This window comes from Brachybacterium sacelli (genome assembly GCF_017876545.1).
Lineage (GTDB): Bacteria > Actinomycetota > Actinomycetes > Actinomycetales > Dermabacteraceae > Brachybacterium > Brachybacterium sacelli.
Map to the genome: position 1 here is coordinate 1112473 of NZ_JAGIOD010000002.1, position 22363 is coordinate 1134835.

Annotated in this window: 17 protein-coding genes; 10 read left to right on the forward strand and 7 right to left on the reverse strand. The window is 71.1% G+C overall.

The window, feature by feature from the left end:
• Positions 1 to 7 precede the first annotated feature (7 nt).
• From gatA to ilvD, 3 genes are all read left to right on the forward strand, one after another.
• Positions 8 to 1522 (forward strand): Asp-tRNA(Asn)/Glu-tRNA(Gln) amidotransferase subunit GatA, encoded by a 1515-nt coding sequence (gene gatA / locus JOF43_RS19420; RefSeq protein ID WP_209904803.1) that lies wholly within the window; start codon positions 8 to 10, stop codon positions 1520 to 1522.
• Entirely contained in the window at positions 1519 to 3042 is a 1524-nt protein-coding gene (gene gatB, locus JOF43_RS19425; RefSeq protein WP_209904805.1) for an Asp-tRNA(Asn)/Glu-tRNA(Gln) amidotransferase subunit GatB, read from the forward strand. Before gatA ends, gatB begins: the two co-directional genes overlap by 4 nt.
• A 217-nt stretch (positions 3043 to 3259) precedes the next feature.
• Positions 3260 to 5092, forward strand: a complete 1833-nt coding sequence (ilvD, locus tag JOF43_RS19430; protein WP_209904807.1) for a dihydroxy-acid dehydratase — start codon at positions 3260 to 3262, stop codon at positions 5090 to 5092.
• 16 nt (positions 5093 to 5108) lie between these two features.
• Here ilvD and cobA read toward each other — a convergent pair whose 3' ends face one another.
• From cobA to JOF43_RS19455, 5 genes are all read right to left on the reverse strand, one after another.
• On the reverse strand, positions 5109 to 6695 hold the full coding sequence (gene cobA, locus JOF43_RS19435; protein ID WP_209904809.1) for a uroporphyrinogen-III C-methyltransferase: 1587 nt from the start codon (positions 6693 to 6695) through the stop codon (positions 5109 to 5111).
• Between the two features lie 83 nt (positions 6696 to 6778).
• Positions 6779 to 8086, reverse strand: coding sequence for a sulfate adenylyltransferase subunit 1 (locus tag JOF43_RS19440; RefSeq protein ID WP_209904811.1), 1308 nt, complete (start codon positions 8084 to 8086; stop codon positions 6779 to 6781).
• Entirely contained in the window at positions 8086 to 9024 is a 939-nt protein-coding gene (gene cysD, locus JOF43_RS19445) for a sulfate adenylyltransferase subunit CysD (protein WP_209904812.1), read from the reverse strand. Before cysD ends, JOF43_RS19440 begins: the two co-directional genes overlap by 1 nt.
• The gene (locus JOF43_RS19450; RefSeq protein ID WP_209904813.1) at positions 9021 to 9839 is read right to left on the reverse strand and encodes a phosphoadenylyl-sulfate reductase; all 819 of its coding nucleotides are present in this window, start codon (positions 9837 to 9839) and stop codon (positions 9021 to 9023) included. The genes cysD and JOF43_RS19450 overlap by 4 nt, the downstream gene beginning before the upstream one ends.
• Positions 9836 to 11563, reverse strand: coding sequence for a nitrite/sulfite reductase (locus tag JOF43_RS19455; protein WP_209904814.1), 1728 nt, complete (start codon positions 11561 to 11563; stop codon positions 9836 to 9838). Before JOF43_RS19455 ends, JOF43_RS19450 begins: the two co-directional genes overlap by 4 nt.
• Positions 11564 to 11918: 355 nt before the next feature.
• Between JOF43_RS19455 and JOF43_RS19460 the strand changes: the two genes are divergently transcribed.
• The 3 genes from JOF43_RS19460 (at position 11919) to ilvC (ending at position 15430) form a co-directional block, all read left to right on the forward strand.
• Positions 11919 to 13676 carry an acetolactate synthase large subunit gene (locus JOF43_RS19460; protein ID WP_209904815.1) on the forward strand — a complete coding sequence of 586 codons (1758 nt, stop codon included), beginning with the start codon at positions 11919 to 11921 and terminating at the stop codon, positions 13674 to 13676.
• A 50-nt stretch (positions 13677 to 13726) separates the two neighbouring features.
• Positions 13727 to 14242 (forward strand): acetolactate synthase small subunit, encoded by a 516-nt coding sequence (gene ilvN / locus JOF43_RS19465; protein WP_209905403.1) that lies wholly within the window; start codon positions 13727 to 13729, stop codon positions 14240 to 14242.
• Between the two features lie 156 nt (positions 14243 to 14398).
• Positions 14399 to 15430: a ketol-acid reductoisomerase gene (ilvC, locus tag JOF43_RS19470; protein WP_209904816.1), complete on the forward strand. Its 1032-nt coding sequence runs from the start codon at positions 14399 to 14401 to the stop codon at positions 15428 to 15430.
• A 90-nt stretch (positions 15431 to 15520) separates the two neighbouring features.
• On the opposite strand, the gene JOF43_RS19475 is transcribed toward ilvC, so the two are convergent.
• Both JOF43_RS19475 and JOF43_RS19480 read right to left on the reverse strand, forming a co-directional pair.
• Positions 15521 to 16339 (reverse strand): ABC transporter permease, encoded by an 819-nt coding sequence (locus JOF43_RS19475; RefSeq protein WP_209904817.1) that lies wholly within the window; start codon positions 16337 to 16339, stop codon positions 15521 to 15523.
• Positions 16336 to 17241: an ABC transporter ATP-binding protein gene (locus tag JOF43_RS19480; RefSeq protein ID WP_342592237.1), complete on the reverse strand. Its 906-nt coding sequence runs from the start codon at positions 17239 to 17241 to the stop codon at positions 16336 to 16338. The genes JOF43_RS19475 and JOF43_RS19480 overlap by 4 nt, the downstream gene beginning before the upstream one ends.
• A 120-nt stretch (positions 17242 to 17361) precedes the next feature.
• On the opposite strand from JOF43_RS19480, the gene JOF43_RS19485 reads away from it, so the two are divergent.
• The 4 genes from JOF43_RS19485 to JOF43_RS19500 all read left to right on the forward strand — a co-directional run bounded on the left by JOF43_RS19485 (position 17362) and on the right by JOF43_RS19500 (position 22361).
• Positions 17362 to 18351 carry a TetR/AcrR family transcriptional regulator gene (locus JOF43_RS19485; protein ID WP_209904818.1) on the forward strand — a complete coding sequence of 330 codons (990 nt, stop codon included), beginning with the start codon at positions 17362 to 17364 and terminating at the stop codon, positions 18349 to 18351.
• A gap of 161 nt (positions 18352 to 18512) precedes the next feature.
• Positions 18513 to 20120 (forward strand): phosphoglycerate dehydrogenase, encoded by a 1608-nt coding sequence (gene serA, locus JOF43_RS19490; RefSeq protein ID WP_209904819.1) that lies wholly within the window; start codon positions 18513 to 18515, stop codon positions 20118 to 20120.
• Between the two features lie 33 nt (positions 20121 to 20153).
• Positions 20154 to 21230 carry a 3-isopropylmalate dehydrogenase gene (locus JOF43_RS19495; protein ID WP_342592238.1) on the forward strand — a complete coding sequence of 359 codons (1077 nt, stop codon included), beginning with the start codon at positions 20154 to 20156 and terminating at the stop codon, positions 21228 to 21230.
• Between the two features lie 39 nt (positions 21231 to 21269).
• Positions 21270 to 22361, forward strand: a complete 1092-nt coding sequence (locus tag JOF43_RS19500; RefSeq protein ID WP_209904820.1) for a branched-chain amino acid aminotransferase — start codon at positions 21270 to 21272, stop codon at positions 22359 to 22361.
• The last annotated feature ends 2 nt before the right edge of the window (positions 22362 to 22363 follow it).

Here is a 22363-nt window from a genome sequence, read left to right on the forward strand (position 1 = left end):
GACCCCCATGACATCCCGTGACATCATCCGCCGCAGCGCCGCCGCCCAGGCCGCGGCGCTCGAGGCCGGCGAGGTCTCCTCCGAGGAGCTCACCCGCGCCCACCTGGACCGCATCGCCGACGTCGACGGCGACCTCGGCGCCTTCCTCCACGTCAACACGGACGAAGCCCTGACCACCGCGAGGGACGTCGACTCCCGCCGCGCCGCCGGGGAGGAGCTGCACGGTCTCGCCGGTGTGCCCATCGCCGTCAAGGACGTGGTGGTCACCGAGGGCCAGCCCACCACCGCCGGCTCCAAGATCCTCGAGGGCTGGATCCCGCCCTACGACGCGACCCTGGTCCAGAAGCTCCGCGCCGCCGGCCTGCCCATTCTCGGCAAGACCAACATGGACGAGTTCGCCATGGGCTCCTCCACCGAGTCCAGCGCCTACGGCCCCACCCGCAACCCCTGGGACCGCGACCGCATCCCCGGCGGCTCCGGCGGTGGCAGCGCCGCGGCCGTCGGCGCCTACGAGGCCCCGCTCGCGATCGGCACCGACACCGGCGGCTCGATCCGCCAGCCCGGGGCCGTCACCGGCACCGTCGGCGTCAAGCCCACCTACGGCTCGGTCTCCCGCTACGGTCTGATCGCGATGGCAAGCTCCCTGGACCAGGCCGGCCCCGTCACCCGCACCGTGGAGGACGCAGCGCTGCTGCACGAGCTCATCGCCGGGCACGACCCCCACGACTCCACCTCGCTGCCCGACCCTGTCGGCGCGTACACCCAGGCGGCACGCGGCAAGGACGTCAAGGGCCTGCGGATCGGCGTCATCGAGGAGCTCGAGGGGGAGGGCTTCGCCCCCGAGGTCCGCGCCCGCTTCACCGAGTCCCTCGACCAGCTCGAGCGGGCGGGGGCGGAGATCGTGCGGGTGGCCTGCCCGAACTTCCGCTATGCGCTGGGGGCCTACTACCTGATCATGCCCTCGGAGGCATCATCGAACCTCGCCAAGTTCGACGGCATGCGCTTCGGCCTGCGGGTGGTCCCCGAAGACCATCCCACTGCCGAGAACGTCATGAAGGCGACCCGCGGCGCCGGCTTCGGCGACGAGGTCAAGCGCCGCATCCTGCTGGGCACCTATGCGCTGTCGGCCGGCTACTACGACGCCTACTACGGCAGCGCCCAGAAGGTGCGCACCCTGGTCCAGCGCGACTTCTCCGCCGCCTTCGAGCAGGTCGACGTGCTCGCCTCGCCCACCTCGCCCACCGTCGCCTTCCGGCTCGGCGAGAAGGTCGACGACCCGATGGCGATGTACATGAACGACATCGCCACCATCCCCGCCAACCTCGCCGGCACCCCGGGTATCTCGGTGCCCAGCGGTCTGGCCGAGGACGGACTGCCCGCCGGCATCCAGTTCCTCGCCCCGGCTCGCGCCGACGAGCGCCTCTACCGCGTCGGCGGTGCCCTCGAGGCGCTGCTCGAGGACGCCTGGGGAGGCCCCCTGCTGGCCACGGCGCCCGAACTCACCGCAGGAGCGACCCGATGAGCACCGCACAGCCCACCGCGCCGACCGCCCCGGTCGACTACGACGAGGCGATCGCCCGCTTCGACCCGGTCCTCGGCATCGAGGTCCATGTCGAGCTCGGCACCGCCACCAAGATGTTCGACGGCGCCCCCAACATCTTCGCCGCCGAGCCGAACACCGCGATCACCCCGACCTCGCTCGGTCTGCCCGGGTCCCTGCCGGTCGTGAACCGCCGCGCCGTCGAGTACGCGATCAGGATCGGCCTGGCGCTGAACTGCTCGATCGCGGAGAACTGCCGCTTCGCGCGCAAGCAGTACTTCTACCCCGACCTGACCAAGAACTTCCAGACCTCGCAGTACGACGAGCCGATCGCCTACGAGGGCTGGGTCGATGTCGAGCTGGAGGACGGCGAGATCATCCGCGTCGAGATCGAGCGCGCCCACATGGAGGAGGACGCCGGCAAGAACACCCACGTCGGCGGCGCCACCGGGCGGATCCACGGCGCGACCCACTCCCAGGTCGACTACAACCGCGCCGGCGTGCCGCTGGTCGAGATCGTCACCAAGCCCATCCCGGACACGAAGGGGAGGGCCCCCGAGGTCGCGGCCGCCTATGTGCGCACTTTGCGGGACATCTTCCGGGCCCTGGACGTCTCCGAGGCGAGGATGGAGCGCGGCAACGTGCGCGCCGACGTCAACGTGTCCCTGCGCGCGGACCCCTCCGCGCCGCTGGGGACCCGCTCCGAGACCAAGAACGTCAACTCCTTCCGGTCCATCGACCGCACCGTGCGCTACGAGATCTCCCGCCAGGCGGGGATCCTCGACGCGGGCGGCAGCGTGGTCCAGGAGACCCGCCACTTCCACGAGGACACCGGCGAGACCTCCTCGGGACGCCCGAAGTCCGACGCGGAGGACTACCGCTACTTCCCCGAGCCGGATCTGGTCCCTCTCGCCCCGAGCCGGGAATGGGTCGAGGAGATCCGCGGCTCCCTGCCGGAGCTGCCGGCCGCCCGCCGGCGCCGCCTGCTGGGGGAGTGGAGCTTCACCGATTTCGAGATGCGCGACGTGATCAACGCGGGCGCCCTCGATCTCCTCGAGTCCACCGTGACGGCCGGTGCGAGCCCGCAGAGCGCCCGCAAGTGGTGGATGGGCGAGCTCGCCCGCACCGCGCGCGAACAGGACGTGGACCTCGATGCGCTGGTGGTCACCCCGGCGCAGGTCGCCGAGCTGCAGGGCCTCGTGGATGCGGACAAGATCAACGACAAGATCGCCAAGCAGGTGCTCACCCGGGTCCTCGACGGCCAGGGCGACCCGACGGCGATCATCGAGCGGGAGGGTCTCGCGGTCGTCTCCGACGACTCGGTGCTCACCGGCGCCGTCGAGCAGGCCATCGCCGAGAACCCGGACGTGGTCGCCAAGATCCAGGGCGGCAAGGTGCAGGCCATCGGCGCTCTCATCGGCCCGGTCATGAAGGCCACCCGCGGCCAGGCCGACGCCGGCCGCGTGCGCGAGCTGATCATGGAGAAGCTCGGCGTGAGCTGAGCCGTCCGACGAACGTCCTGCGGTCGGTCGGTCCGCGGCGCCGGGGAGGGATGCCCGGGCCGCGGGCCGGCCGTCCGCTTCTCGTGGCACGGCTCGGGAGCCGGATGAGCTGCTGGGACGTGCCGAGGAAGCGGCGGGGCAGGGGGACGGGACCCGGGGTGGTCCACCGTCCGGATGGTGACATCCGCATCTCGCATGTCGGCGTAGAGTTCTTCCCATGCCTCAGCTCCGCTCCCGCACCTCGACCCACGGCCGCAATATGGCCGGCGCCCGCGCCCTGTGGCGTGCGACCGGCATGAAGAGCGGCGACTTCGGCAAACCGATCATCGCGATCGCGAACTCGTACACCCAGTTCGTGCCGGGTCACGTCCACCTCAAGAACATGGGTGACCTCGTCGCCGGCGCGATCAAGGAGGCCGGCGGCATCTCCAAGGAGTTCAACACCATCGCCGTGGACGACGGCATCGCCATGGGTCATGGCGGCATGCTCTACTCGTTGCCCAGCCGCGACATCATCGCCGACTCCATCGAGTACATGGTCAACGCCCATACGGCCGACGCCCTGGTGTGCATCTCCAACTGCGACAAGATCACCCCGGGCCATCTGATGGCCGCGATGCGGTTGAACATCCCGGTCATCTTCGTCTCGGGCGGTCCCTCCGAGTCCGGGAAGCCGGTCGAGGGCGTCACCGAGAACCGCATCGACCTGGTCGACGCGATGGCGCTCAGCGCCGACGATTCCGTCACCGACGCGCAGCTCGCCGAGGTGGAGGAGAACGCCTGCCCCACCTGCGGCTCGTGCTCCGGAATGTTCACGGCGAACTCGATGAACTGCCTCACCGAAGTGCTGGGGCTCTCCCTGCCCGGCAACGGCACCACGCTGGCCACCCACGCCTTCCGCAAGGAGCTCTTCCTCGAGGCCGGCCGGACGATCGTGAACCTGGCCACGCGCTACTACGAGGAGGGCGACGAGTCGGTGCTGCCGCGCTCGGTCGCGTCCCGGGCCGCGTTCTCCAACGCCATGGCCATGGACGTCGCCATGGGTGGCTCCACCAACACGATCCTGCACATCCTGGCCGTCGCGATCGAGGCAGGGGTCGACTTCGGCCTCGAGGACATCGACCGGATCTCCCGCCTGGTGCCCACGCTCTCCAAGGTCGCCCCCAACGGCACCGCCCACGTCGAGGACGTCCACCGCGCGGGCGGCATCCCCGCCATCCTCGGCGAGCTCGACCGTGCGGGACTGCTGGACCACACGGTGCACACGGTGCACTCGCCGGACCTCTCCAGTTGGCTTGCCGAGTGGGACATCCGCGGAGGCTCCGCCTCCCCGAAGGCCGAGGCCCTGTTCCATGCCGCTCCCGGCGGCGTCCGCACCACGCAGGCCTTCTCCACGACGAACACCTGGGACGACCTGGACACCGACAGCGAGAACGGCGTGGTCCGCGCGGTCCCGCACGCCTACACCAAGGACGGCGGACTCGCCGTGCTCACGGGCAACCTGGCCCATGACGGTGCGGTGTTCAAGACCGCCGGCGTCACCGAGGACCTGTTCCACTTCGAGGGCACCGCGGTGGTCTGCGATTCCCAGGAGGAGGCCGTCCAGAAGATCCTCGACAAGACGGTCCGGGCCGGGAACGTCGTGGTGATCCGCTACGAGGGGCCACAGGGCGGTCCCGGCATGCAGGAGATGCTCTACCCGACTTCGTTCCTCAAGGGGCGCGGGCTCGGCAAGACCTGCGCCCTGATCACCGACGGCCGCTTCTCCGGGGGCACCAGCGGAGTCTCCATCGGGCACATCTCCCCGGAGGCGGCCGAGGGCGGTCTCATCGGTCTCATCGAGGACGGCGATCCGATCATCATGGACGTCGACAAGCGCCTGCTGGAGCTCGACGTCGACGAGGAGGAGCTGGCGCGCCGTCGCGCGGCCAAGGGGTCCCTGCCGTGGCGCCCCGAGCACCGTGAGCGTGAGGTGACGCAGGCCCTCAAGGTCTACGCGCACCTGGTGCGGTCGGCGACCTACGGCGCCACCCGCCGGCCTCTGGACTGATCCACGACGCGTCCGCTCAGCTGCCGAGGACCTGGCGGTAGCGCTCCACGGCGACCTCCGCCACGAGCGGATGGTCGCCGAGCGGCGCGGCCACCAGGTCCGCCCCGGCCGGGGCCAGCTGGTCGTGGAAGAACCCCGGCGCGAGCAGGTAGGTCGCCAGCGCCACCCGGGAACCGGTGCGCTCGCGGGCACAGGAGACCGCCTCGGGCAGGGAGGGCTCGGCGGCCGCGAGGAACCCGACGATCACCTCGCGCCCCAGCGTCTCCGTGAGCAGCCGGCCCATCTCGTGGGCCATCGCCTGACCGGCCGGATCCCGCGTGCCCGCCGCAGCCAGGACCACCGCGTCGCCGTCGCTCGCTCCGGCCTCGGCCAGACGCTGCGCGAGGACGAGCGCGAGCCGCGGATCGGGGCCGAGCGGCGCAGCGGCCACCGCTTCCCGGTCGGCCACCGCAGCGGAGATGTCCCGGTCGACGTGGACGCCGGTCGAGAGCAGCAGCGGCACCACCACGGCAGCGGCCGGGGCGTCGTCCTCTCGGGTCCGGACGGCCGCTCGCACCTCGGCCTGCTCGGCCACGACGGCGGCGACCTCCGGTGTCTGGACGTCGAGGTAGGCCTCGCGCACGGGGACGTCCGGGATCTCGCGGGCGATCCGTCGCAGCAGCGCGCGCACCGTGTCGCGCCCTGCCCGCGAGCGGGTTCCGTGGGCGCAGCCGACGAGAACCGGCGGGTGCGGCGTGGAGGTCGGTTCGACCGCGCTGTCGTCGTCCGCTGCGGCGCTCGGGCGGGGCAGCGCCTCGCGGCCGGCGCCGCGGGGACTGCCGACGGGCTCGGGAGGGTGCAGGAAGCCCTCGGCGGCGGTGCGGCCGACGGTGATGACCGCCGGGAAGCCGACGCCCGCCTCGGCGGCGACCTGGTCGATGGTCCCGAGCCGCCCGTGGACGGTCCGCTGCTCCGGGAGGCTCGCATTCTGCACCACGGCGACCGGAGTGGCGGGGTCGACCCCGTTCAGCAGCGCCTGCGCCACCAGACGTGGCAGCCAGCCGACGCCCATCATGAGCACCGTCGTGGTGCCCGGGTCGCGCAGGGCGGCGAGGTCCGCGGGGCCGAGGTCGCCATGGGCATTGACCACGTGGAGCGCGACGGCGGTCCCGCGGTGGGTGACCGGCACGTCGCCGGCCCCGGGCCCCGCGATCGCCGAGGTCACTCCGGGCACGACCTGCACCGGGACGTCCGCTGCGCGACAGGCGAGGATCTCCTCGCCGCCCCGACCGAGCAGGAAGGGATCCCCTCCCTTGAGCCGGGCCACCCGATGCCCGGCCCGGGCACGGTCCACCAGCAGCGACTCGATGCCCTCCTGATCCACGGCGTGGCGGCCCGGCTGCTTGCCCACGTCGATCACCTCGATGCCGTTGCCCAGCAGTTCGGTGAGGCCTCGCGGGCCCAGCCGGTCCACCACCACCACGTCGGCCTGGCCCAGCAGAGCCAGCCCCCGCACGGTGATCAGGTCGAGCGCGCCCGGACCGCCGCCGATGAGGGCCACGGATCCTGCGGGGAGCACGGCGCCGCCGAGCCCGTCGACGAGGTCGGCCAGGGTCGGGGTCATGGGGTCTCGCGATCTGTGGAGCGGACAGGAGCCGGGACGGCGGCAGCAGCGGCGGAGACGGCCCGCGAGTCAGGCGTGGCCGCTCACTCCCGGCCCGGCACCTCGACCATGCCCGCCGCCAGCGTGGTGGCGTCCTGCGGGTCGAGCACGATGAACGCCCCGCCGTCGCGGGAGGAGGAGTAGGACTCCACCGGCAGCGGCTCCGCGAACTGCAGGTCCACCCGCACCAGGTCGTTGAGATCGGCGCTGGTGGTGGGGACCTGGGTGAGACGGGCGATGTCGAGGCGCTCGTGGATCGCGGTGACCAGCGCGTGCACGGTGCGGGTCCCGTGCTTGACCAGCACCCGGGCGCCCTCACGCAGCGGAGCCGGGGACAACCACGCCAGCACGGCGGAGGTGGTCTGGACGGGGGTGGGCACGACCCCGCTGCCGAGCAGGTCGCCGCGGGAGACATCGACCTCGTCGGCCAGCCGCAGCGTGACCGACAGCCCGGACTCGGCCCGGGAAACGGTCTCAGCGCCGAGATCGATGCCGGCGACGGTCGTGGTCCGTCCGGACGCGGCCACGACGACCTCGTCACCGACGGCGACGGCACCGGAGGTGATCAGCCCCGCATAGCCGCGGTAGTCGACGTGGGCGGCATCCCGCGCGCCCTGCTGAGGACGGATCACCAGCTGCACCGGCATCCGGAACCGATCGCGCGGGAGGTCCCGGCCCGGGGGCAGGGACTCCAGCAGCTCCAGCAGGGAGGGGCCCTGGTACCAGGGGGTCGCCGCGGAGGTCCTCACCACGTTGTCGCCGTGCAGGGCCGACAGCGGCACCACGGCCGGCACCGGCACGGACAGCGCCTCGGCCACCGGGAGCAGCTGCGAGGAGACGTCGGCGTACACCTGCCGGGGGTCCTCGACGAGATCGATCTTGTTCAGGGCCACGATCACGTGGGGGACCCGCAGGAGTGCGGCCAGGGCCAGGTGGCGCCGGGTCTGCTCGAGGACGCCGTGGCGCGCGTCGACCAGCACCACCACGACGTCGGCGGTGGAGGCGCCGGTGACCATGTTGCGCGTGTACTCGACGTGCCCGGGGGTGTCGGCCAGCACGTAGGAGCGCTCGGCGGTCGCGAAGTAGCGATAGGCGACGTCGATCGTGATGCCCTGCTCGCGCTCGGCGCGCAGCCCATCGGTCAGCAGGGCCAGATCGGCCAGCTCACCGGTCCAGCCGCGACGCCGGCTCGCGTCCTCGACCGCGGCCAGCTGATCGGCGAGCACGGACTTGGTGTCGTGCAGCAGCCGCCCGATGAGAGTCGACTTGCCGTCGTCGACGCTGCCGGCCGTCGCCAGGCGCAGCAGGGTGGGAGCGGCCTCGCGCCCCGGAGTCAGGGTGCTCGTGCCCATCAGAAGTAGCCCTCCTTCTTGCGGTCCTCCATGGCGGCCTCGGAGAGACGGTCGTCGGCACGCGTGGCCCCGCGCTCGGTGATCGTGCTCGCGGCGACCTCGGCGATCACGGCCTCGACGTCGCGCGCGCTCGAGGGCACGGCGCCGGTGCAGGACATGTCGCCCACGGTGCGGTACCGGACCGTGCGCACGGTGGGATGCTCGTCCTCGCGCGGCCGGGCCCAGTCGCCGGGGGAGAGCAGCATGCCGTCGCGCTCGACCACTTCGCGCTCATGGGCGTAGTAGAGGGACGGCAGGGCGATGTCCTCCCGCGCGATGTAGCGCCATACGTCGAGCTCGGTCCAGTTCGACAGGGGGAAGACGCGCACGTGCTCCCCGGGACGCCGGCGGGTGTTGTACAGGTGCCACAGCTCGGGGCGCTGGTTCTTGGGATCCCAGTGTCCGAAGGCGTTGCGGAGGCTGACGATCCGCTCCTTGGCCCGGGCCTTGTCCTCGTCGCGACGCCCGCCGCCGAACACGGCGTCGAAGCGGTGCTCCGCGATGGCGTCGAGCAGGGGGAGGGTCTGCAGCGGATTGCGGGTGCCGTCGGGCCGTTCGCTCAGCCGCCCGTCGTCGAGATAATCCTGCACCGAGGCGACGTGCAGGTCCACTCCGTAGCGGCCGACGGCCTCGTCCCGGAACTCCAGCACCTCGGGGAAGTTGTGCCCGGTGTCGACGTGCAGCACGGGGAAGGGGACCGGGGCGGGCCACAGCGCCTTCGCGGCGAGGTGCAGCATCACCACGGAGTCCTTGCCGCCGGAGAACAGCATCACGGGGCGCTCGAGCTCCCCGACCACCTCCCGGATGATGTGGACGGCCTCGGCCTCGAGCACGTCGAGCAGGCCGGGACGCTCGGGCTCCGTGGCGAGAGCCGACAGGTCCGGGGTCAGGGTCGTCATCTCTCCTCCTGGGCGGGGTCGACGGTGAGCAGGGACAGGGGAGCGACCGTCGGGGGCGAGGACGGCTCCTGCGCCGCGGAGTCGTCGGCGGGGTGCAGCCCGCACTCGGTCTTCGCCGAGCCGGACCAGCGCCCGGCCCGCGGGTCCTCCCCCGGGGCGACCGCGCGGGTGCAGGGAGCGCAGCCGATGCTCGGGAATCCCTGCTGCAGCAGCGGGTTCTCCGGGAGGCCGTGATCGTGCGAGTACCCCATGACCTGTCCGAAGGACCAGGAGACCAGGGGATTGATCTTCACCAGGTCGAAGGCCTCGTCATAGGTGACCAGCGGGGTGTCGGCCCGGGTGGGGCCCTCCTCGCGCCGCACGCCGGTGACCCAGGCGTCGTACCCGGACAGGGAGCGGCGCAGCGGCTCCACCTTGCGCAGCGCGCAGCAGGTCGAGGGGTCCCGGTCGTGCAGCCTCGCCCCGTGGTCCGCGTCCTGCTCGGCGACGGTGCGCTCGGGGAGCACGTCGACCACGTGCACGTCGAGCTCGGCGGCGACCCGGTCGCGGGTGGCCAGCGTCTCCGGGAAGTGGTAGCCGGTCTCGAGGAACAGCACGTCCACCCCGGGGCGGTGGCGGGAGACCACGTGCGGGAGCACCGCGTCGGCCATGCTGCAGGCGACGGCCAGGGAGGAGCCGAAGACCTCCGCGGCCCAGGCGCTGACGGCCTCGGTGACCTGATCGGGGCCCAGCTCGTCCTCGAGCGCCGCGAAGCGCGGCGCCGCCTCCGCGACCAGGGCCCGCAGTCGGGCGGTGCGCTCGGTGCTCGCGCTCATCGCAGCTCCTCGTCCTCGGCGCGGTGCGCCCAGGCGGCGAAGGTCTCGCCGGGGGCGCGGGAATCGAGGAAGCTGCGCAGGAGGCGCTCGACGTAGTCCGACAGGTCGCGGGCGGCGACCTTGTGTCCGCGCAGCGTGCGGCCGAGCTGGGGTTCCTCGAGCCCGGGGGCGGCGAGCGAGCCGCCCAGGTGGACCTGGAAGCCGGGAACCTGGTCACCGGCCTCGGTGGTGATGATCTGGCCCTTCAGCCCGATGTCTGCGGTCTGGATCCGGGCGCAGGAGTTCGGGCATCCATTCACGTGCAGGCTGATCGGCTCCTCGAGCAGGGGCTCGAGGTCGGTGAGGCGATCCTCGAGCTCGTCGAGGGTCCGCTCCGTGGTGTCCTTGGTGTCGACGATCGCGAGCTTGCAGAACTCGAGGCCGGTGCAGGCCATGGTCGAGCGCCGCAGGAAGCCGGGCTTCACGCGCAGGCCGAGGCCCTCGAGGCCGGCGACCAGCTCGTCGGTGCGCTCGGCGGGGACGCCGAGCACGACCAGCGACTGGAACGGGGTCAGCCGCACGGCGTCGGCGCCGACGGATTCGACCAGGTCCGCGAGGTCGGTGAGCATCGAGCCGCCGACCCGTCCCACGGTGGTCGAGGCGCCGACGTAGTTGCGGCCGTCCTTCTGCCGGTGGACCCCGACGTGGTCGCCGCGGCCGGTGGGCGGGCCGGGGGCGGGCCCGTCGGCCAGGGCGTAGCCGAGGTACTCGGTCTCAAGCACCTCGCGGAAGCGCTCGGGGCCCCAGGCGGCCAGCAGGAACTTCAGCCGGGCCTTGTTCCGCAGCCGGCGGAACCCGTAGTCGCGGAAGATCTGCACCACGCCGTGCCAGACGTCGGCGGCCTGGTCCTCGCGCACGAAGGCACCGAGCCGTTCGGCCAGGCGCGGGCTGGTCGACAGCGCCCCGCCCACCCAGAGGTCGTAGCCGGGGCCGAGCTCTGGGTGAACCACGCCGACCAGCGAGATGTCGTTGATCTCGTGGACGACGTCCTGGCTCGGGTGACCGGTGATGGCGGTCTTGAACTTGCGCGGCAGGTTCGCCAGCTCCGGGTCCCCGAGGTAGCGGTGGGTGATCTCGCTGATCACCGGGGTGGGATCGATGATCTCGTCGGCCGCGATCCCGGCCACCGGGCTGCCGAGGAAGCCACGGGGGGTGTCACCGCAGGCGGTGGTGGTCTCGAGGCCGACCTCCGCCAGACGCTCCCAGATCTCGGGGACGTCCTCGATCCTGACCCAGTGGTACTGGATGTTCTCGCGGTCGGAGACGTCGGCCGTGCTGCGGGCGAACTCGGTGGAGATGCCCCCGAGGGTCCGCAGCGCCGTCGGGCCCAGGGCCGCGCCGTCGGTCCGCACCCGCATCATGAAGAAGCGGTCCTCGAGCTCGTGCGGCTCGAGCTGCGCGGTGCGGCCCCCGTCGATGCCCGGCTTGCGCTGGGTGTACAGGCCCCACCAGCGGAAGCGGCCGTGGAGGTCGTCGTCCGGGATCGAATCGAAGCCGCCGGGGGCGTAGACCTGCTCGATGCGCTCACGCACGTTGAGGCCGTTGTCGGCGGCCTTGACCTCCTCGTTCGAGTTCAGCGGCGTCGACCCGTCGACCTTCCACTGCCCCTGCGGCTTCCCGGAGCGGGAGGGGCGTGCGCGGTCGGCGCCGGTCGGCGGACGGGTCGGGGTCTCGGTGCTCGACATGGGGCCCAGCATGCAGGCTTATGCCTCACATTACAAACGCTAAGAGACAATGTGTCGGACTGCGTCCAGGGCTCTACGTCGGGGACGTCGAGGGGCGGGACCGATGTCTCGCCATGCGGACCGGTGGCGCATTGCGGCGGGAACGCTCTACTGTGTGGGCATGCAGACGATCCTTCTCGTAGTCATCGAGCGCGGCTGACGCCCGTTCGTCTCTTCGAGACGTCATCCGCGCCCCTCCCCGAGCCCCAGGCGGAGGGGCTTTTTCGTGTCCCGATCCAGGATCGACGGCAGGAGGGGATAAGCCGTGGAACGCATCGCAGTTCACCCCACCGTCCGAGACGACGAAGGAGTTCCGATGACCGGACAGCAGATGACCGGCGCCCAGGCGCTGATCGAGTCCCTCAAACACGCCGGGGCCGAGGTCGTCTTCGGCCTTCCCGGCGGGTGCATCCTGCCCACGTACGACCCGCTGATGGACGCCGAGGACATCCGTCACATCCTGGTGCGCCATGAGCAGGGCGCCGGACATGCCGCGAGCGGGTACGCCCACGCCACCGGCAAGGTCGGGGTGTGCCTGGTGACCTCCGGGCCTGGCGCCACCAACCTCATCACCGCGATCGCCGATGCGCAGATGGACTCGATCCCGTTGGTCGCGATCACCGGGCAGGTCGGCTCCCAGTTCATCGGCACCGACGCCTTCCAGGAGGCGGACATCGTCGGGATGACGATGCCTGTTACCAAACACAACTTCCTGGTCTCCGATGCCGCCGACATCCCCAAGGTCATCAAGCAGGCCTTCCACATCGCCTCGACCGGCCGCCCCGGCGCCGTCCTGGTGGATGTCACCAAGGACGCCCAGCAGGCGATGACCGAGTTCGTGTGGCCGGAGGCGCTGGACCTGCCCGGCTATCGCCCCGATCCGCGCCCCCACACCAAGCAGATCCGCGAGGCTGCGAAGCTCCTGCTCGAGGCCGAGCGCCCAGTCTTCCTGCTCGGCGGCGGGGTGTTGCGCGGCCGCGCGAGCAAGGAGGTCGGCGAACTGATCGACGTCTCCGGAGCGCCTTTCGTGACCACTCTGATGGCGCGCGGCGCCCTGCCGGACTCCCACCCCAACCACCTCGGTATGCCCGGCATGCACGGCACCGTCTCTGCCGTCTCCGCCCTGCAGCGATCCGACCTCATCGTGAACATCGGAGCGCGCTTCGATGATCGAGTCACCGGCGTCCTCGACTCCTTCGCGCCGGGGGCGAAGGTCGTCCATGCGGACGTCGATCCGGCCGAGATCTCCAAGAACCGCGAAGCCGATGTGCCGATCGTGGGTCAGGCCGCCGACGTCGCCCGCGCCCTGGCCGCCGAGCTGCGCGAGCAGGTCTCCGGCGAGGACACCCGCAACTACGGGGCGTGGTGGAACACCTTGACGATGCTGCGGGAGAACTACCCTCTGGGATGGACCGAGACCGCCGACGGCTTCACCGCCCCGCAGAAGGTGATCTCCCGGATCGGTGCCATCTCGGGGCCGGACTCGATCTACGTCGCCGGCGTGGGGCAGCACCAGATGTGGTCCAGCCAGTTCATCACGTACGAGCAGCCCTGCACCTGGATCAACTCCGGAGGTCTGGGCACCATGGGTTACTCGGTGCCGGCGGCGATGGGCGCGAAGGTCGGTCAGCCCTCCAAGGTCGTCTGGTCCATCGATGGCGACGGCTGCTTCCAGATGACCAATCAGGAGCTCGCCACCTGCGTCATCAACGACATCCCGATCAAGGTCGCGGTCATCAACAACTCCAGCCTCGGCATGGTGCGCCAGTGGCAGAACCTGTTCTATGAGCAGCGCTATTCCCATACCGACCTGAACACCGGGCACGGCACCCGCCGCGTCCCCGACTTCGTCAAGCTGGCCGAGGCCTACGGCGCCGTCGGCCTGCGCTGCGAGCGTGACGAGGACATCGACGAGACCATCCGCCAGGCGATGGAGATCAACGACCGACCCGTGGTCGTGGACTTCACGGTCAGCGCCGACGCCATGGTGTGGCCGATGGTGCCGGCAGGGGTCTCCAACGACGAGATCCAGATCGCCCAGGGCATGAGCCCCGAGTGGGAGAGGGACATCTGAGAATGAGCACGAACCAGTCCGCCGCGAACACCCCCGCCGCGGAGCACGTGATGACCCCTGACAGCCAGACCCTCTCGGTGCTGGTCGAGAACAAGCCCGGCGTGCTCACCCGCGTCACCGCGCTGTTCTCGCGCCGCGGGTACAACATCTCCTCGCTCGCGGTCGGACCGACCGAGCACCCGGAGATCTCCCGCATCACCGTTGTCGTCGACGTGGACCAGCGTCGGCTCGAGCAGATCACCAAGCAGCTCAACAAACTGGTGAACGTGCTCAAGATCGTCCAGCTCGACGCGCGGCAGACCGTCCAGCGCGAGCTGATCCTCATCAAGGTCACCGCGGACAACGCGACGCGTACCTCGGTGCTGGAGATCGTCCAGATGTTCCGGGCGAAGGTGGTCGATGCGGCTGCCGACTCCGTGACCATCGAAGCGACCGGCACGCAGGACAAGCTCGCCGCGCTGCTGGAGATGCTGGAGTCCTTCGGCGTCCGCGAGATCGTCAAGTCCGGCGAGGTCGCCATCGGCCGCGGCGGCCGAGCGATCACCGACCGGAGTCTGCTGGGCTGACCGACGTACTGCGAGCTCGCGAGCGGCAGGAGACCAGCAGTTACCACGGGCTGAGACGCCCTCTCATCACGTAAGACACACGGCGATAGGATCGACCTGTCGCCCGGGGCGTCGCCCTCGGGCTCCGCCCCGCACCCCAACACGAAGGAGCACAACGTGGCCGAGATCTACTACGACGACAACGCCGATCTGTCCCTCATCCAGGGCAAGAAGGTCGCCATCGTCGGCTTCGGCTCCCAGGGCCACGCCCACGCGCTGAACCTGCGCGACAGCGGCGTCGAGGTCCGCGTCGGCCTGCGCGAGGGCTCGAAGTCCCGCGCCAAGGCGGAGGAGCAGGGTCTGGGCGTCGGCACCGTCGCCGAGGTCTCCGAGTGGGCGGACCTCATCATGATCCTCACCCCGGACCAGGATCAGCGGAAGGTCTACGCCGAGTCCATCCAGCCGCACCTGCGCGAGGGCAAGGCGCTCGCCTTCGCCCACGGCTTCAACATCCGCTTCGGCTACATCGAGGCCCCCGCCGGCGTCGACGTGCTGCTCATCGCCCCGAAGGCTCCCGGCCACACCGTGCGTCGCGAGTTCGTCGCCGGCCGCGGCATCCCGGACATCGTCGCCGTCGAGCAGGACTCCACCGGCTCCGCCTGGGACCTCGCCTTCGCCTACGCCAAGGGTATCGGCGGCACCCGGGCCGGCGTCATCAAGACCACCTTCACCGAGGAGACCGAGACCGACCTGTTCGGTGAGCAGGCGGTGCTGTGCGGCGGCATGAGCCACCTCGTCCAGGCGGGCTTCGAGACCCTCGCCGAGGCCGGTTACCAGCCGGAGATCGCCTACTTCGAGGTCCTCCACGAGCTCAAGCTGATCGTCGACCTCATGCACGAGGGCGGCATCGCCAAGCAGCGCTGGTCGATCTCCGACACCGCCGAGTACGGCGACTACGTCTCCGGGCCGCGCGTGGTGACCGCCGAGACCAAGGCGGCGATGAAGGACATCCTCTCCGACATCCAGGACGGGACCTTCGCCCGGCGCTTCATCGACGACCAGGACCAGGGCGCGCCCGATTTCACCTCGCTGCGCGATCAGGAGGCGAAGCACCAGATCGAGACCGTCGGCCGGGATCTGCGCAAGATGTTCTCCTGGAGCGCCCAGGCGCTCGATACGGACTACACCGAGGGCAGCGCCGCGCGCTGAGACCCCTCGGACAGCCAGGAGCCCCGCAGCGAACAGGATGGTTCGCTGCGGGGCTCCTGGCTGTCCGGGACTCGGCAGTCCCGGCCTTCCTCAGCGGTCGCCGCTGCGCCGGAAGGCGAGCGCCGTGAGCACCATCGCGCCCGCGGTGATCCCGATGCTCCAGGCCAGGGGCGCCAGCAGCTGCGCCTCGCCGGCCCCGATCAGCAGTGCACGCAGGGCGTCCACCAGCGGCCCCATCGGCTGGTGCGTGGCGATCGGCTGCAGCCACTCGGGCATGGTCGCGATCGGCACGAAGGCGCTGGAGAGATAGGGCAGGAAGAGCAGGACGAAGCCGTAGCCGTTGGCGGCCTCCGGGCTCCCGGCGACCAGTCCGATGCAGGCGAACAACGCGGTGATCGCGAGGATCCACAGGGCGACCAGGCCCAGGACGGCGACCCACTCCAGCACGGTGGCGGTGGGCCGGAAGCCGATCAGGAGAGCCACCAGGATCACGATCACGGTCGCCAGGAGGTTGCGCAGCACGCTCGCCACCACGTGCCCGGCCAGCACGGTGGCCGCGGTGATGGGCATGGTGCGGAACCGCCGCATGGCGCCGAGCGTGACATCGCGATTGACCGAGACGGCCACGGAGGCGGCGCCGTAGCCGGCGCAGGTGAGGATCACGCCGGGAACGACGAAGTCCACATAGCCCTCGGCGATGATCGCGCCGCCGAAGACGTAGGTGAACAGCAGCAGGAGCATCACGGGCAGGGCGACGGCCATCAGCAGGCCTTCGCCGTCGCGCAGACTGTGGCGCAGGCTGCGGCCGATGAACACGGCGCTGGAGCGCAGGGCGCCCGTCCCGAGCGGACGGCGGGCCGCGGTGCGGGGCGGGGGCGTGCGCAGCGGGGCAGGGGCGAGGGAGGTCATGCCGCGGTCTCCTGTCGGTCCAAGGGCTCCTGGGTCAGAGCCGTGAAGGCGTCGTCGAGCGTGGGGGAGCGCAGCTCCGCGCGCAGGTCCTTTTCTTGGTCCTGGATCTGCGCCATGGCGCCGCGCAGCGAGGCGGCGGTGCCGTCGGTGTCGATCCCGCGCACCTCCGACCCGTCGTGGTCCAGCAGCACCAGCCGCTGTCCGCCGACGGCGGCGGTGAGCTCCGCGGCGGTGCCGTCGGCGACGATGCGTCCGCCCCGCATCACAGCGATGCGCTCGGCGAGTGCCTCGGCCTCGTCCAGCGTCTGCGTGGTGAGGAAGACGGTGGTGCCCGAGCCGGCCAGGGTGCGCACGTCGTCCCAGACGCGGCGTCTGCTCACGGGGTCGAGCCCGGTGGTGGGCTCGTCCAGGAACAGGACGGCGGGCTGGGTGATGAGCGAGGCGGCCAGATCCAAGCGCCGCCGCATGCCGCCGGAGTAGGTGGCGACGGTGCGCCGCCCCGCCGGTGCGAGGTCGAACTGCTCGAGCAGCTCGTCCGCGCGGCGGGATGCCGTGCGTGCGAGGCCGAGGAGGCGGCCGAGCATGACGAGGTTCTCCCGACCCGTCAGGAGGTCGTCGAGCGTGGTCTCCTGTCCGGTGGCGGCGATGAGGCGCCGGGCCTCGCGCGGGGCGCGGACCACGTCCACGCCTGCGATGTGCGCGGTGCCGGAGTCCGGGCGCACGAGGGTGGTGAGGATCGAGACGAGGGTGGTCTTGCCGGCCCCGTTGGGGCCGAGCAGGGCGAACACGCCGCCGTCGAGGGTGAGGTCGAGATGATCCAGCACGGGATCGCGATAGGACTTCGTGATCCCGGAGATCTCGAGGGTGGGGCCCATGGTCACTCCGATCTGTGTGCGTCGCACGCTGTATGCAACATAAACAGTATGGAGTGTACGCAGTGACGGCGCAACAGGGTGGACGCGAGAACTGTGTGTGACGTACGCTGAGAGGCGAGCACGCGGCGAGCAGGAGGAGGAGCGAGGATGGCAGGGCAGGATCATGAAGGGGCCTCTCGGCTGGTGGCGATGGCCTGGGGCCTCGCGGCGGCACCGCAGCGCGGCCCCCGGCGCGAGCTGAGTCACGAGCGCATCGTCGAGGCCGCGATCGAGATCGCCGATGCCGAAGGCCTCGCCGCGGTGACGATGCAGCGCGTCGCCCGGGCCTTCGACTTCACGACCATGGCGCTGTACCGCTACGTCTCCTCGAAGGACGATCTCCAGCGGCTCATGCTCGACGGGATCGCCGCGGGCGAGACGTGGGCGGTCGACGACGAGGACTGGCGCGCCGGCCTCGAGCAGTGGACGCGGATCATGGTGGGGACCTACCGGAGCCATCCGTGGTCCCTGGAGATCCCGCTGGCCCGCGAGACCATGCTCATGCCGGGTCAGGTCCGTGCCGTGGACGCCGGGATGCGGGCGATGCGCTCGCTGCCCGCCACTGCCGGCGACAAGCTGGGGGTGCTGATGCTGCTGGCGGTCAACGCCCGCGGATTCGCCTCGCTGGACCGGGAGATGGCGCGGGCGGAGGCTGACGACGTCCTGGCGACGCGGCACCTGCTGCAGGAGATCGTCGCCGACGGGCGGTTCCCCGATGCCCAGGCCGTCATCGAATCCGGCGAGTACTTCGGGGAGGAGGGATCGGAAGGAGAGGGAGCAGATGGTCTCGAGGACGTCGCCGTCGCCCTCTCGCTGCTGATGCCGGGCATCGAGAGGGTGTTCGAGGCGGACGACCACGCGGCAGGGGGGCAGGCATCCGAGCCGGACGACCCCGCCCGGAGCCCCGAGTGGGAGCTCGCGGCGGCCGAGGCCGACCTCACCTCGGTGATCGCGCTGCGCAAGGCCACCCAGCGACGTGCGCGGGACCTGGAGAAGCGGGAGGGTCGCCTCCGCTCGGACCGGGATCGTGCGAAGGTGCGGGCGAAGGAGGCGGCCAAGGCCGCGGCGAAGCAGGCGGCGGAGGAGGACCGGGACTGAATGACCTGGATCGGGGCCTGCCGCAAGCGGTTCCTCGCATCCCCGGAAGGGGCTGTCTCGGATCCTGGCCTGTGTGACCGCATGGCGGACAGCGGCGTAGTCTTTTCTCGGTGCGGGCGACGGCACGCCCGGCACCGCCACCCGACCCGGAGGTACATCCCGTGACGCGACCCGTCGTGCTGCTCGCCGAAGAACTCTCGCCCGCCACCATCGAGGTCTTCGGCGACGATGCCGATGTCCGCCATGTCGACGGCACGGACCGTGACGCCCTCCTCAGCGCTGTCGGTCAGGCCGACGCGCTGCTGGTCCGCTCCGCCACGCAGGTTGACGCGGAGGTGTTCGCCGCCGCGAAAGGACTGAAGGTCATCGCGCGTGCGGGCGTGGGGCTGGACAATGTCGACGTCGCGGCCGCCACCGCCGCCGGCGTCATGGTCATCAATGCCCCCACCTCGAACATCGTCTCGGCGGCGGAGCTCGCCGTGACGCTGATCCTGACCTCCCTGCGCAATGTCGCCCGTGCCGACGCCTCCGTGAAGGCGGGTCGCTGGGAGCGCAAGCAGCTCAGCGGTGTCGAGCTGCTGGGCAAGACCGTCGGTGTGGTCGGCTTCGGCCGGATCGGGCAGCTGGTCGCCGAACGGCTCGCCCCCTTCGACGTGCAGCTGCTCGCCTACGACCCCTACGTCAGCCATACCCGGGCCGCCGAGCTCGGCGCCCGCGTGGTCGAGCTCGACGAGCTCATGGCCGAAGCCGACGTGGTCACGGTCCACATGCCCAAGACCCCCGAGACCACGGGTCTCATCGGCACCGAGCAGTTCGCACTGGCCAAGCCCTCCCTGCACATCGTCAACGCCGCCCGCGGCGGCCTGATCGACGAGGACGCCCTGTACGAGGCACTGTCCACGGGCCGTATCGCCGGTGCTGGCCTGGACGTGTACACCTCGGAGCCGCCCGCGAGCTCGGAGAGCGCCGCGCGCCTGCTCGAGCTCGAGAACATCACGCTCACCCCGCACCTGGGCGCCTCCACGGCCGAAGCGCAGGAGAAGGCCGGCGTCGCCGTCGCCAAGTCCGTGCGCCTGGCGCTGGGCGGGGAGCTCGTGCCCGACGCCGTGAACGTCGCCGGCGGTGCGATCGACGACCTGGTCCGCCCCGGCGTGGCCCTCGCCGACCGCCTCGGCCAGCTGTTCACCGCTCTGGCCGGGGAGTCGCCCGAGCTGCTCGACATCGAGGTGCACGGCGAGATCGCCTCCCGCGACGTCACCGCCCTGAAGCTCTCCGCGCTGCGCGGCGCCTTCCGCGGCGTGGTGACCGAGCAGGTCAGCTACGTCAACGCCCCGGTCCTCGCCGAGGAGCGCGGCATCACCGTGCAGCTGGTGACCGACGAGACCTCCGAGCGGTTCCGCAATGTCGTCACCCTCCGCGGAACCCTGCGCGACGGCACGGTCGTCTCCGTCTCCGGCACCCTCAGCGGCGTAGACCAGGAGCACAAGCTCACCGAGGTCGCCGGCCATGCCCTGGAGGTGCCGCTGAGCGACCACCTGCTGCTGATCCGCTATGACGACGGACCCGGCCTGATCGGCCAGTACGGCGCCGGGCTCGGCGAGGCCGGGGTGAACATCGCCGGTATGCAGGTCTCGCGCAAGGGCAACGAGCGCGGGGCCGAGGCGCTCGTGGTGCTCGACCTCGACGAGTCGGTCGACCGTGACCTGGCCGAACGGATCGGCGAGCGCATCGGCGCCCACTCGATCCACGCCGTCGACCTCGTGTACTGATCCGCCCCCAGTCATCCCAGAACCGGAGTTCCCGTGAGCGATATCGACGCATCCGTCCCGCCCGTCCTCAAGCTCGCCGTCATCGAGGGCGACGGCATCGGCCAGGAGGTCGTCCCCCAGGGCGTGCGCGCCCTGCGCGCCGCCCTGGAGCCCGTCGGCGTCACCGTCGCGACCACCGAGTTCGACCTCGGTGCCGGCCGGTGGCACCGCACGGGGGAGACCCTCACCGACGAGGACATGGCCCGTCTGGCGGAGCACGACGCGATCCTGCTCGGCGCCGTCGGCGACCCCGACGTCCCCTCGGGCGTTCTCGAGCGGGGCATGCTGCTGAAGCTCCGCTTCGGCTTCGACCATTACGTGAACCTGCGCCCCACCAAGCTGCTGCCGGGCGTGCCCTCCCCGCTCGCCGATCCAGGTGACATGGACTTCCTGGTGGTGCGCGAGGGCACCGAGGGCCCGTACGTCGGCAACGGAGGCTCGATGCGCACCGGCACCGAGCTCGAGGTCGCCACCGAGGTCTCCCTGAACACCGCCGTCGGCGTCGAGCGCGTGGTCCGCTACGCCTTCGAGCAGGCCGAGAAGCGGCGCGGGAAGCTGACCCTGGTCCACAAGCACAACGTGCTGGTCCACGCCGGCCACCTGTGGCAGCGGATCGTCGACCGGGTCGGTGCCGAGCACCCCGACGTCACCGTGGACTACGCCCACGTCGATGCCGCGATGATCTACCTCGCGACCGATCCGGGCCGCTTCGATGTCATCGTCACGGACAACCTCTTCGGCGACATCGTCACCGACCTGGCCGCGGCCGTCGGCGGCGGCATCGGCCTCGCCGCGAGCGGCAACCTCAACCCCTCCGGCGACTACCCCTCGATGTTCGAGCCCGTCCACGGCTCCGCCCCGGACATCGCAGGGAAGGACCTGGCCGACCCCACGGCCACGGTGCTCTCGGTCGCGCTGCTGCTGGACCATCTCGGCCAGCTCGAGCCCGCCGCCGCGGTGCGCGCCGCCGTCGAATCCGACCTCGCCGCCCGGACCGGCTCCGAGATCCTCGCCGCGCGGGGGACCACGCAGATCGGCGACGATCTGGTGGCCGCGATCTCCGGTCGCTGACACACTTGCCCTGACCACCCCTGCCTCGAGGAGCATCCCATGAGTGCGCTCGCCTTCACCCAGACCGACCAGGCCCGTCGCATCGGCGAGGACGAGCGCGCCCGTATCCTCGCCGATCCCGGATTCGGCCAGTACTACACCGACTTCATGGCCCATGCGTCCTGGCGCGAGGCGTGCGGCTGGGACCGCGGAGAGGTGGTGCCCTTCGGCCCGCTCTACCTCTCGCCCGCCGCCGCGGTGCTGCACTACGGCCAGGAGATCTTCGAGGGCCTCAAGGCGTTCCGTCACGCCGACGGCTCGGTGTGGACCTTCCGTCCCGAGCGCAACGCCGAACGCCTGCAGCGCTCCGCGCGCCGGCTCGCGCTGCCGGAGCTGCCGACCGAGGCCTTCCTGGACTCGCTGCGGGCGGTCGTCACGGCCGACGAGCCCTGGGTCCCCGAGGCCACCAGCGAGGAGTCGCTGTACCTGCGGCCCTTCATGTTCGCCTCCGAGGAGTTCCTGGGGGTGCGGGCGGCGCACGCCGTGGAGTACTACGTCATCGCGTCCCCGGCCGGTCCCTACTTCCCCCGCGGCGTCCAGCCGCTGGTCGTGTGGATCACCGATGAGTACGCCCGCGCCGGGGCCGGCGGCACCGGTGCCGCCAAGTGCGGCGGGAACTACGCCTCCTCGCTGCTGGGCAAGCGGGAGGCCGCCGAGCACGGGGCCGACGAGATCCTGTTCCTGGACTCCGAGACCCACACGAGCATCGACGAGCTGTCGGGGATGAACGTCTTCGCGATCACCGCCGACGGGCGCCTCCTGACGCCGGCGCTGACCGGCTCGATCCTCGAGGGAGTCACCCGGGAGTCGATCCTGCGCCTGGCCGCTGACCGCGGTCTGGAGCCGCTCGAGCAGAAGCTCGAGATGAGCGAGATCCTCGCCCAGCTCGGCTCCGGGGAGATCACCGAGATGTTCGCCTGCGGCACCGCGGCCGTCATCAACCCGATCGGTGAGTTCCGGGCCCACGGCGGCAGCTGGAGAGTCGGTGACGGCGGCTCCGGCGAGATCACCCTGGCGCTGCGTCAGGAGCTCACCGACATCCAGTACGGCCGCGTCCCGGACCGTCACGGCTGGCTCACCCGACTGGTCTGAGC